Consider the following 13,380-nt stretch of genomic DNA (forward strand, 5'->3'; position numbering starts at 1 on the left):
GACCTCGCGGAGAAGAAATGGGCAACGAGGAGAGGCTGCTCGCATACCTCAGGCGGACCACCGCCGACCTGCGGGAGGCGAAGAGACGGCTCGCCGAGCTGGAACACCGATCCTCCGGCGAACCCGTCGCGATCGTCGGGATGGCGTGCCGCTACCCGCACGGGGTGGCCTCGCCGGAGGACCTGTGGAACCTGGTCGTCGACGAGGTCGACGCGACCTCGGCGTTCCCCGCCGACCGCGGCTGGCCGGAGGACCTGTACGACCCGGAACCCGGCAAACCCGGCAAGGCGTACACCCGTGAGGGGGCGTTCCTGTACGACGCGGGTGAATTCGACGCGGCCTTCTTCGGCATCTCACCCCGCGAGGCCCTGGCGATGGACCCCCAGCAGCGGCTGCTGCTGGAGACCACCTGGGAGGCGTTCGAACGCGCCGGCATCGACCCGGGGACGCTGAAGGGCAGCGCCACAGGCGTGTTCACCGGGATGATGTACCACGACTACGCCGACGCGCAGGGCACCGGCTCCGTCGCCTCGGGCCGGGTGTCCTACGTCTTCGGCTTCGAGGGCCCCTGCGTCACGGTGGACACGGCCTGCTCGTCGTCCCTCGTCGCGGTGCACCTCGCCGCGCAGTCCCTGCGCGCGGGGGAGAGCACACTGGCCCTCGCGTCCGGCGTGTGCCTGATGGCGAGCCCGGACGCCTTCGTCGAGTTCAGCAAGCAACGGGCGCTCTCCCCGGACGGCCGGTGCCGGTCGTACGCGGCGGCCGCGGACGGGACCGGCTGGGGCGAGGGCTGCGGCGTGCTGCTGCTGGAGCGGCTGTCGGACGCGCGGGCGAACGGCCACCCCGTGCTGGCCGTGCTGCGCGCGACGGCGACGAACCAGGACGGCGCGAGCAGCGGGCTGACCGCGCCCAACGGGCCGTCGCAGCAGCGGCTGATCCGCCGGGCGCTGGAGCACGCCGGGCTGTCGCCGGCGGACGTGGACGCGGTCGAGGGCCACGGCACCGGCACCAAGCTCGGCGACCCCATCGAGGCCCAGGCCGTCATCGCGACGTACGGCCAGAACCGCCCCGACGACCGGCCGCTGTGGCTGGGCTCCCTCAAGTCGAACCTGGGGCACACCCAGTCGGCGGCCGGCGTGGGCGGGGTCATCAAGATGGTGCAGGCGATCCGGCACGGGCTGCTGCCCAGGACCCTGCACGTGGACGCGCCCACCCCGAACGTGGACTGGTCGGCGGGCAACGTCCGGCTGCTGACCGAGGCGACGCCCTGGCCCGAGGTCGACCGGCCGCGGCGTGCCGCGGTGTCGTCGTTCGGCGTCAGCGGCACCAACGCCCACGTGATCATCGAACAGGCGGCCGGCTCCCCGGCCGCTTCCCATAGCGAGACCGGCAGCGAGACCCCGGGTGAGTCCACATCGGACTCCCCGGCGGAGGCCGGCGCGTCCCCGGTGACGTCGTGGATCCTGTCGGCGAGGAGCCCGGAGGCGCTGCGCGCCCAGGCCGGGCAGCTCCGGTCCCACCTGGACGCCCGCCCGGAGCCGGCGGCGGCGGACGTCGCCCACTCGCTCGCGACGGCCCGCGCCCGCTTCGAGCACCGGGCCGTCGTCCTCGGAGATGACCGGGACGAACTGGTCGCGGGGCTGGCGGCGCTCGCCGCCGGCCGGAACGACGCCAAGGTGGTCACCGGTGTCGCGCCGGTGACCCGCCGTCCCGTCTTCGTCTTCCCCGGCCAGGGGTCGCAGTGGGCCGGGATGGCGGCGGACCTGCTCGACCAGGCGCCCGCGTTCGCCGGCCGGATGGCGGCCTGCGCGCGGGCGCTGGAGCCGTTCGTCGACTGGGACCTGTTCGCCGTGCTGCGGCGCGAGCCCGGAGCGCCCGGTTTCGACCGGGTCGACGTCGTGCAGCCCGTGCTGTGGGCCGTCATGGTGTCGCTGGCCGAGCTGTGGCGGGCGAACGGAGTCGTCCCGGAGGCCGTCGTCGGCCACTCGCAGGGCGAGATCGCCGCGGCCGTCGTGGCGGGCGCGCTGTCCCTGGAGGACGGCGCGCGGGTGGTCGCCCTGCGCAGCAGGCTGATCGGCGAGGAGCTCGCCGGACAGGGCGGCATGATGTCCGTTCCGCTCGGCGCGGAGGACGCCACCGCCCGCATCGAGCGCTGGGGCGGGCGGCTGTGCCTGGCCGCGGTCAACGGCCCGGGCTCCGTGGTGGTCTGCGGTGACCCCGGGGCGCTGGCCGAACTGTTCGCCGAACTGACCGGCGAGGGCCTGCGGGCCAAGAACATCCCGGTCGACTACGCGTCCCACTCCCAGTACGTCGAGGCCATCCGTGAGCGCCTCGTCGAGATCCTCGCCCCGGTGACCCCCCGGCCCGCGTCGGTCGCGTTCTACTCGACGGTGACCGGCGACCTCGCCGACACCACCGCCTTCGGCGCGGAGTACTGGTACACCAACCTCCGCGAGACCGTGCGGTTCGACGAGGTCACCCGGGCACTGCTGCGGGACGGGTTCGACCTGTGGGTCGAGTGCAGCCCGCACCCGGTGCTGCGGCACGGCGTGGAGGCCACCTTCGAGGCCGAGGAGGCCGACGCCGCTGTGGTCGGGTCGCTGCTCCGCGACCAGGGCGACCTCACCCGGTTCCTGACCTCGCTCGCGAACGCGCACGTCTGCGGGGCGAAGGTGGACTGGACCGCCGGACGGCCCGCCGCGCGCGTGATCGACCTGCCGACGTACGCCTTCCAGCGCGAGCGCTACTGGCAGAACCCGGAGTCGGCCGTCGAGGTGACCGCGCTTGGCCAGGAGCCGATCGACCACCCGCTGCTGCGCGCGGCCGTCGCCCTCGCCGACGGCGACGGGCACCTGTTCACCGGCCGCGTCTCGCTGAAGACCCACCCCTGGCTGGCCGACCACGACGCGCTCGGCACGGTGCTCATGCCGGGCACCGGCTTCGTCGACCTGGCGCTGACCGCGGGCCGGCAGGCCGGCTGCCCGGTGCTCGAAGAGCTCACCATCCAGGCGCCGCTGATCCTGGCGGACGACGAGAGCGTGCTGGTCCAGGTCGTGGCCGGGCCCGCCGACGCGTCCGGCGCCCGCCCGGTCGCCGTCCACTCGCGCCGGGACGACGACCCCGACGGGCCGTGGACGTGTCACGCGTCCGGCGCCCTGCGCGACCGTGCCGAGACGCCGTACGGCGCCGGCCTCGCGGTCTGGCCGCCGCGCGACGCGACCGCGATCGCGCTCGACGGCGCGTACGACCGGCTCTTTGAGCGCGGGTACGCCTACGGCCCGGTGTTCCAGGGGCTGCGCGCGGCCTGGCGGCGCGGCGACGAACTGTTCGCGGAGGTGCGGCTCCCCGAGGAGGCACACGCCGACGCCGAGCGGTTCGCGGTGCACCCGGCCGCCCTGGACGCCGCCCTCCACACGGCCCTGGTGACCGGGCCGGGCGACACCGTCCTGCCGTTCGCCTGGACCGGCGTCACGCTGCACGCGGTCGGCGCCACCGAGCTGCGGGTGCGGCTGACGCCGGAGGGGCCGGACGCGGTGCGCCTGGAGGCGGCCGACCCCGCGGGCCGTCCGGTGCTGACCGTGTCGGGGCTGGTCAGCCGGCCGGTCTCCGCCGAGCAGCTGGCTCCGGCGGCGGAGGCGAAGGCGCTCTCGCCGTACCGGATCGTCTGGCGGCCGGTCTCCGCACCCGCCGACGTCCCCGCGGGGGCCTCGTCGGCCGATGCCGGGGCAGGCGCCGGGGTCGCCGTCTATCGCTGTCCCCTCACGTCCGGCGGCGATGTGCCGGGTGACGTGCGGGAGACGGTTCGGCAGGTGCTCGCCGCGCTGCGCGACCGGCTCGCCGACGAGCGCGCCGCGACCGGCCCGCTGGTGCTGGTCACCCGGGGAGCCGTCGCCGTGGACGGCGGTCCCGTCGATCTGGCGCAGGCGCCCGTGTGGGGCCTGGTCCGGGCGGCCCAGGCCGAGAACCCCGGCGCGTTCGTGCTGGTCGACACCGATGATCCCGACGTGGGCCCCGAGACGCTGGCCCGCGCCGCCGCCACGGGCGAGCCCGAGCTGGCGCTGCGCGACGGCGAACTGTTCATGCCCCGCCTGGCCGTGGTCCCCGAAACGGACAGCACGAACCTCCCGGCCGACGCCGCACAGGACGGCGCGGCAGACGGCGGGGCGCTCTACGCTCAGGTGCCCGGCGGCCGGGTGCTCGACCCGGACGGAACGGTGCTGATCACGGGTGGCACCGGTGGCCTGGGCGGGCGCGTCGCCCGGCACCTGGTCACCGCGTACGGCGTGCGCCACCTGGTGCTGACGAGCCGCCGGGGCGACGCCGCGCCCGGCGCCGCGGAGCTTCGCGAGGAGCTGACCGGCCTGGGAGCCGACGTCGTCATCGCGGCCTGCGACGTCGCCGACCGGGCCGCGCTCGCCGCCGTCCTCGACGCGATTCCGGCCGGGCACCCGCTCACCGGCGTCGTGCACACCGCGGGCGTGCTCGCCGACGGGGTGCTCGCCACCCTCACGCCGGACGACTTCGAGGCCGTGCTGCGCCCCAAGGCGGACGCCGCCTGGCACCTGCACGAGCTGACCGAGCACCTCGACCTGGCCGTCTTCGCCCTCTTCTCCTCGGTCGCCGGCACCATCGGCGCCGCCGGGCAGGCCAACTACGCCACGGCGAACGCGTTCCTCGACGCGCTCGCCGCCCACCGGCGCGCCTCGGGCCTGCCGGCGACCTCCATGGCCTGGGGCCCGTGGACCGGGGTCGGCATGGCCGACGCGCTCGACGAGCAGCACGCGCGGAGACTGCGCCGCGACGGGCTTCCGCCGCTCACCCCCGAGCAGGGGCTGATCCTGTTCGACGCCGCGCTCGCCGCCGGGGACGCCCTCCTCGCCCTGGTCCGCCTGGAGGCGGCCGGGCTGCGCGCCCAGGCGTCCGCCGACGCGCTGCCCACCGTGCTCGGCGACCTGGTACGGCGGCCGCCGCGCCGGGCCGCGCGCGACACCGGGACGGCCGACGGCTCGCTCGCCGACCGGCTGGCCGGGCTCGGGCCCGACGAGGTCGGCCGTACGCTGCTCGATCTGGTGCGGACCTGCGTCGCGGACGTGCTCCGGCACTCGTCGGCCGACGCGATCGAGCCGGACCGGGCCTTCAAGGAGCTGGGCTTCGACTCGCTGACCGCGCTGGAGATGCGCAACCGGCTCAACGCGGCCACGGGCCTCCGGCTCCCCGCGACGATGATCTTCGACTATCCGACGAGCCGCGCCGCGGCGAACCGCCTGGCCGAACTGCTCGCCCCGGCGGCGGCCTCCGCCGCCGTCCCGGCGCCCGCGTCGGCGGCCGCACTGGGTGCGGACGAGCCGATCGCGATCATCGGCATGGCCTGCCGGTATCCCGGTGGGGTGGCCTCGCCTGAGGACCTGTGGCGGCTGGTCGCCGACGGCGTGGACGCGATCTCCGAGTTCCCCGCCGACCGCGGCTGGGACGTCGACGCGCTGTACGACCCCGAGCGCGGCGCGCCGGGCAAGGTGTACGCGCAGGGCGGCGGCTTCCTGTACGACGGAGCCGAGTTCGACGCCGGGTTCTTCGGGATCTCCCCGAACGAGGCGCTGACGATGGACCCGCAGCAGCGGCTGCTGCTGGAGACCTCCTGGGAGGCGATCGAGCGGGCCGGCATCGACCCGGGCTCGCTGCGCGGATCGGCGACCGGGGTGTTCGCGGGGATGATGTACCACGACTACGCCGCGAACAGCAGCACCGGATCGATCGCCTCCGGCCGGGTGTCGTACGTCTTCGGGTTCGAGGGCCCGTCGGTCACGATCGACACCGCGTGCTCCTCGTCGCTGGTGGCGCTGCACCTGGCGGCCCAGTCGGTGCGGTCGGGGGAGTGCTCCCTCGCGCTGGCAGGCGGAGTGACGCTGATGGCCACCCCGGAGATGCTGGTGGACTTCAGCGAGCAGCAGGGGCTGTCGCCGGACGGCCGCTGCCGCGCCTACGGCGCGGGCGCGGACGGCACCTCCCTGGGTGAAGGCGTCGGCGTGCTGCTGGTCGAGCGATTGTCGGACGCGCGCCGGCTCGGGCACCGGGTGCTCGCGGTGGTGCGGGGCTCGGCGGTGAACCAGGACGGTGCGTCGAACGGGCTGACCGCTCCGAACGGCCCCTCCCAGGAGCGGGTGATCCGCCAGGCGCTGGCGAACGCGCGGTTGTCGGTGCGGGACGTGGACGTGGTCGAAGGCCACGGGACCGGGACGACGCTGGGTGACCCGATCGAGGCGCAGGCGGTGCTGGCCACCTACGGGCAGGACCGCCCGGAGGAGCAGCCGCTGTGGCTGGGGTCGCTGAAGTCGAACATCGGCCACGCCCAGGCTGCCGCGGGTGTGGGCGGGGTCATCAAGATGGTGGAGGCGATCCGGCACGAGGAGTTGCCGAGGACGCTGCATGTGGACGAGCCGTCCCCGCATATCGAGTGGTCGGCCGGTCAGGTCCGGTTGCTGACCGAGGCGATGCCGTGGCCGGAGGTGGACCGTCCCCGTCGGGCGGGTGTGTCGTCGTTCGGTATCAGCGGGACAAACGCCCACGTCATCATCGAGCAGGCCCCCGCCGACCTCGCCGCCTCTGATGTCACTCTCACCGAGTCTCCCGCCCCGGCCCTGGTCGAGGGTGTGGTGCTCGCCGATGGCGCTGACGACTCGCAGTCGGGCGAGGGCGAGGTCCAGGCCGGTGTTCTGGTGGCTTCGGTCGCTCCGGTGGCGTGGGTGGTGTCGGGGAAGACGGCGGACGCGCTGGCCGGTCAGGCGGCGCGGGTGCTGGCCTTCGTGCAGGACCGCCCCTCCCTCAGCGTCGCGGATGTCGGCTTGTCGCTGGCGACGACGCGGGCGGCGTTCGAGCGGCGTGCGGTGGTCACCGGTGGTGACCGCGCCGCCCTGTTGGCGGGGCTGGCGGCGGTGGCGGAGGGCCGCACCGTTCCTGGGGTGGTGCAGGGTGTCGCCCGATCTTCGGGGAAGGTCGGTGTGCTGTTCACCGGTCAGGGCGCCCAGCGCCTGGGCATGGGCCGCGAACTGCACGCGGCGTTCCCGGTGTTCGCCGAAGCGTTTGACGCGGTCGCGGACGCGCTGGATGCGCATCTGGATCGGCCGTTGGGGGAGGTGATCTGGGGCTCCGACGCCGAGGTGGTCGATCAGACGGCGTATGCGCAGGCGGGGTTGTTCGCCGTCGAGGTGGCCCTGTTCCGTCTTCTGGAGTCGTGGGGGGTGCGGCCGGATTACCTGGCTGGTCATTCGGTGGGTGAGCTGGCCGCCGCGCATGTGGCGGGGATGTTGTCGCTTCCGGACGCGTGCCGTCTGGTGGCGGCGCGGGGCCGGTTGATGCAGGCGCTCCCTGCGGGTGGGGCGATGGTCGCGGTTCAGGCGACCGAGGACGAGGTGATCCCGCTGTTGACGGGCGGGGTGGACGTCGCCGCGATCAACGGCCCCCGCGCGGTGGTGGTCTCCGGGCAGGAAGCCCCGGTCCTCGCTCTGGCGGCGCAGTTGGCGGAGCAGGGGAGGAAGACGCGCCGGTTGCGGGTCTCCCACGCCTTCCACTCGCACCTGATGGAGCCGATGCTCGCCGACTTCCAGACCGTGGCGGAGCCCCTGGACTACGGGCGGGCGTCCATCCCGATCGTGTCGACCGTCACCGGCGGTCTGGCCGGCGAGGAGTTCGGCACTCCGGAGTACTGGGTGGGTCAGGTGCGGGGCGCGGTGCGGTTCGCCGACGCCGTGACCACCCTGGCTGAGCAGGGTGTGACCCGGTTCGTGGAGCTGGGGCCGGACGCGGTGCTGACCGCGATGGCCCAGCAGACCCTCGACGACGCCGACAGCACGGTCTTCACGGCCACCATGCGGGCCGGACGCCCCGAGCCCGGCACGGTCGTCGCGGCCCTCGGCCAGCTCCACACCGCCGGCGTGCCGGTCGACTGGCAGGCCTTCTACGCCGAGACCGGCGCCCGCCGGGTCGACCTGCCCACCTACGCCTTCCAGCGTCAGCGCTACTGGATCGACGCGGACCGGCCGAGCGTGGGCCGGATGGCGGTCGACCTGCCGCCGATCGACGAGGACGCCGCAGTGGCGCTGCGGCAGCGGCTCGGCGGCCTGTCCGGAGCCGCGCGGGCGCAGGCGGCGCTCGACCTGGTCCAGGAACAGGTCGCCGTGGTGCTCGGCCACTCCTCGCAGGAGCCGGTCGAGGCCGACCGCGCGCTGTCCGAGCTCGGCTTCGACTCGCTGGCCGCGATCGAGCTGCGCAAGCGGCTGAGCGCGCTGGCCGGGCTCTCGCTGCCGTCGACCCTGGTCTTCGACTATCCGACGTGCCAGGCGATCGCCGCCTATCTGGACGGCGAGATCAGTGCCGGAGGCCCGGCCTCGCCGGTGTTCGCGGAGCTGGACGCGCTGGAGACGGCCATGGAGAACTGCGACGTGATGGGCGACGAGTCCGGCAGGATCACGGCCCGTCTGGAGGCGCTGCTGCGCCGCTGGCAGGACTCCCGGGTGGTGGGCGGCCTCGCCGCGACGAACAACGACTTCAGCTACGCCAGCGACGAGGAACTGTTCGCGGCCATCGACAGCGAACTCGGCGTCGATTCGCCGACAGTCCCTTCCAGTGGAGATTGACATGATTGACGTCGACAAACTCAGGGACTACCTGAAGCGGGCGACCGCCGATCTGAGCCGGACCAAGCGGTTGCTCCGCGACATGGAGGCCCGGCAGGGCGAGCCGATCGCGATCGTCGCGATGAGCTGCCGCTACCCGGGCGGCATCTCGTCCCCGGAGGACCTGTGGGAGCTGGTGGCGAGCGGGGGCGACGCCGTCTCGTCGTTCCCCGTCAACCGCGGCTGGGACGTGTCCGGGCTCTACGACCCCGAACCCGGCGCGCCCGGCAAGACTTACACCACCATGGGCGGCTTCCTGCACGACGCGGGCCGGTTCGACGCCGACTTCTTCAAGATCAGCCCGAGGGAGGCGCGGGAGACCGACCCGCAGCAGCGCCTGCTGCTGGAGACCACCTGGGAGCTGTTCGAACGCGCCGGGATCGACGCGGCGACGCTGCGCGGCAGCCGTACCGGTGTCTTCACGGGCATCGTCTACCACGACTACGCGCCGGGCGGCGGCGCCGGCGGGCTGGCCAGCGTGGCGTCCGGCCGGATCGCCTACAGCTTCGGCCTGGAGGGCCCGGCGGTCACGGTCGACACGGCCTGCTCGTCCTCCCTCGTGGCGCTGCACTGGGCGATCCAGGCGCTGCGGGCCGGTGAGTGCACGCTGGCCGTCGTCGGCGGCGCGACCGTCATGGCCGCGCCGGACTCGTTCGTCGGGTTCAGCCAGGAGCGGGGGCTCGCGGCCGACGGCCGGTGCAAGTCGTTCGCGGCGGCGGCGGACGGCACGGCCTGGGGCGAGGGTGTCGGCCTGCTGCTGGTCGAACGCCTCGTGGACGCCGAGCGGGGCGGTCACCCGATCCTCGCGGTCGTCCGCGGCAGCGCGGTCAACTCCGACGGCGCGAGCAACGGCCTGACCGCCCCGAACGGGCCGTCCCAGCAACGGCTCATCCAGCAGGCGCTCGCCAGCGCCCAACTGTCGGCCCAGGACGTGGACGTGGTCGAGGGCCACGGCACCGGGACGACGCTCGGCGACCCGATCGAGGCGCAGGCGATCATCGCGACGTACGGCCGGAACCGACCGGCCGACCGGCCGCTCTGGCTGGGGTCGCTGAAGTCGAACATCGCCCACACCCAGGCGGCGGCGGGCGTGGCCGGGATCATCAAGATGGTCATGGCGCTGCGTCAGGGCGTCCTGCCCAAGACGCTGCACGTCGACGAGCCCTCGCCGAACGTGGACTGGTCGTCTGGCGCCGTCCGCCTGCTGGCCGAGCCGGTTCCCTGGCCCGCCTCCGGGCGCCCGCGCCGCGCGGGGATCTCCTCGTTCGGGCTCAGCGGCACCAACGCGCACGTGATCATCGAGGAGCCGCCGGCGACCGAGGAGGACCCGCAGGTCTTCTCGCGCCCGCCGGCCTCGACGGTGCCGGTCCTGCCGGTGCTGCTCTCCGCGCACACCGGTGCGGCGCTGCCCGCGCAGGCCGTGCGGTTGCTGACCCACCTGGACACCAGGCCGGAGCTGTCACTGCCCGACATCGGGTTCACCTCGGCGACCGCGCGGGCGGCGCTGCCGCACCGCGCGGTGCTGGTCGCGGCCGACCGCGAGGACCTGCGGCGCGGCCTGACCGCCCTGGTGTACGGCACCGACGGCCGCGATGTGCTGCGCGGCGTGGCGCAGCCCCGAGGCGGGACGGCGTTCCTGTTCACCGGCCAGGGGGCGCAGCGGCCGGGGATGGGCAAGGAGCTGCACGCCGCGTTCCCCGCGTTCGCCGAGGCGTTCGACGAGGTCGCCGCCGAGCTGGACGTCCACCTCGCGCGACCCCTGCGGGAGGTGCTGTGGAACGACGACACCGGGGCGATCGACCAGACCCTCTACACCCAGGCCGGGCTGTTCGCGATCGAGGTGGCGCTGTTCCGGCTGCTGGAGGCGTGGGGACTGCGGCCCGACTATCTGGCCGGTCACTCCGTCGGCGAGCTGGCCGCCGCGCACGCGGCGGGCGTGCTGTCGGTCGCGGACGCGGCCGAGCTCGTGGCGGCGCGCGGGCGGCTGATGCAGGCCCTGCCGGCCGGCGGGGCGATGATCAGTGTGCAGGCGAGCGAGGAGGAGATCGCGCCGCTGCTCGACGACCGGGTCGGCCTGGCCGCGATCAACGGGCCGTCCGCCGTGGTGATCTCCGGCGTCGACGCCGCGGTGAGCGAGCTCGCCGCGCGGTTCGAGGCCAAGGGCCGCAAGATCCGGCGGCTGCGCGTGTCCCACGCGTTCCACTCGCCGCTGATGGAGCCGATGCTCGCCGAACTGCGCACCCTGGCCCAGGGGCTGACCTACCACCCGCCGCGGGTCCCGCTCGTCTCGACGGTCACCGGAGGGCCGGTCGGCGCGGCCGAGCTGGCCAACGCCGACTACTGGCTCCGCAACGCCCGGCAGACCGTGCGCTTCCACGAGGCCGTGCGGTGGCTGGCGGACGGCGGCGTCACCACCTTCCTCGAACTCGGCCCCGCCGCCGTGCTCACCGCGCTGGCCGCCGACGGCGCGCCGGGCGAGGACCGCGCGTACGTGCCGCTGCTGCGCGGGTCCTCCCGCAGCGCCGGCGAGGCGCACGATGTCGTCTCGGCGCTGGGCGCCCTGCACGTGCGCGGCCGTACGATCGACTGGCGGGCCTTCTACGAGGGCACCGGCGGCACCCGGACCGACCTTCCCACGTACGCCTTCCAGCGCAAGCAGTACTGGCGGGAGACCCCGGCCCTGCCGGACGCCGACCTGGACGCGTGGCGTTACACGATCGACTGGCACGCGGTGCCCGCCGGCGGCTCCGCGCTGACCGGCGCGTGGCTGGTCGCCGTACCCGGCGGAGAGATCGGGGACGGCGCCCGCGCGGCGGTCGCGACGCTGACGGCCGGGCTCACCGGCCGGGGCGCGACCGTCGAGGTGCTGGAAGCCGGTGACGACCGCGCCGCGACGGCCGCCGCCGTCCGCCGGGCCCTCGCGGGCGGGACGCCCCTCGCGGGAGTGCTGTCCCTGCTGGCCTTCGACGAGCGCCCACATCCCCGGCACGACGCGCTGCCCGCCGGCACCGCCACAACCCTCACGCTCGTGCAGGCGCTCGGCGACGCCGGAGTGGCCGCGCCGCTGTGGTGCGCGACCAGACGGGGAGTGAGCACGGACGCCGCCGACGCGCCGCCGAGCCCCGGCCAGGCGACGATCTGGGGCCTCGGCGTCGGCGTCGCCCTGGACCACCCGGAGCGCTGGGGCGGCCTGGTCGACCTGCCCGAGACGATCGACGAGGCGTCCGTCGACGGACTCGCCGCCGTCCTGTCCGGGACCACCGGGGAGGACCAGGTCGCGGTCAGGTCCGGACGGATCCTCGGCCGGCGCATGGTGCGGGCCGGTCTCGGCGGCGCCGCACCCGCGAGATCGTGGCGGCCGCGCGGCACCGTCCTCGTCACCGGCGGCACCGGCGGGCTGGGCGCGCACGTGGCGCGATGGCTCGCGGGCCGCGGCGCCGAGCACATCGTGCTGGCCGGCCGCAGGGGCGAGGCCACCCCCGGAGCGGCCGAGCTCGCCGCGGAGCTGACCGCCCGGGGAACCCGGGTGAGCGTCGTCGCCTGCGACGTCGCCCGGCGGGACGCCGTACGAGAACTGCTGGACAACCTGCCCGCCGGGCCGCCGCTCACCGCCGTCGTGCACGCCGCCGGGGTCCTGCAGCGGATCGCGTCGCCGGCCGACCTCGGCGTCGAGGAGTTCGCCGAGGTCGGCGCGGCCAAGGTGGCGGGCGCGCGGCACCTCGACGAGCTGCTCGCCGACCGGCCGCTCGACGCGTTCGTGCTGTTCTCGTCGGGCGCGGCGATCTGGGGCAGCGGCGGGCAGACCGCCTACGCCAGCGCCAACGCCTATCTGGACGCGCTCGCGCGCGACCGGCGGGCCCGCGGCCTGACGGCCACCTCCATCGCCTGGGGCCCCTGGGAGAGCGGCATGGTCGACGCCGAGCTCGGCGCGGTGCTGCGCCGGATCGGCACCCCGGCGATGCGGCCCGAGCGGGCCGTCAAGGCCCTCGGCCAGGCGCTCGACCACGACGACACCGAGGTCGTGATCGCCGACTTCGACTGGCCGCGCTTCGTCCCCGCCTACACCCTGGCCCGGCCGCGGCCCCTGCTGAACGCGTTGCCGCCGGCCGGCGCGGACGCCGGTTCCGGAGTCGGCGTCGGCGGCGCAGCCGAGCCCGCCGGGCCATCCCCCGCGCTGTCCGGTCTCCGCGAGATGAGCCCGGCCGAACAGCAGCGCACGCTGCTCGACCTGGTCCGTACGCAGGTGGCGGCGGTGCTCGGCTACGGCGACGCGACCGAGGTCGAGCCCGGCCGGTCGTTCGAGGACATGGGCTTCGACTCGGTCGCCGCGGTCGAACTGCGCACCAGGCTGAACACCGCGACGGGGGAGAAACTGCCGAGCACGCTGGTGTTCGACCACCCCTCGCCGAAGGCCCTCACCGAGCACCTCCGCGCCACGCTGTGCGCGCAGGAGGAGCCGTCCGCGGACGCCGTGCTCGCCGACCTCAACCGGATCGGCGCGCAGGCGGACGCGCTGGCTCCTGAGGAACGCGTACGGGTGGCCGCGCAGCTACAGGCCCTGCTGGACGGGCTGACGTCCGCGCCGGAGGAGGCGACGACGGCCGAGCGGCTGGCCACGGCGTCGGCGGACGACCTGTTCGCCTTCATCGACTCCGAACTGATGACCGAGCACTGACCGGTGCCGACCTGGCACCGACTGAGGACTAACTGG

General features: G+C 74.8%; 2 protein-coding genes. Both read left to right on the forward strand.

The genetic code is table 11. The annotated features are described in order from the left end of the window. Window positions 1-17: 17 nt before the first annotated feature. Window positions 18-8,630: a type I polyketide synthase gene (locus tag OG344_RS23525; RefSeq protein ID WP_405084928.1), complete on the forward strand. Its 8,613-nt coding sequence runs from the start codon at window positions 18-20 to the stop codon at window positions 8,628-8,630. 1 nt (window position 8,631) lies between these two features. Beyond that, window positions 8,632-13,344 (forward strand): type I polyketide synthase, encoded by a 4,713-nt coding sequence (locus tag OG344_RS23530; protein ID WP_405084929.1) that lies wholly within the window; start codon window positions 8,632-8,634, stop codon window positions 13,342-13,344. Window positions 13,345-13,380 lie beyond the last annotated feature (36 nt).

Origin of the sequence: Microbispora sp. NBC_01389 (genome assembly GCF_045040095.1) — a bacterium.
Lineage (GTDB): Bacteria > Actinomycetota > Actinomycetes > Streptosporangiales > Streptosporangiaceae > Microbispora.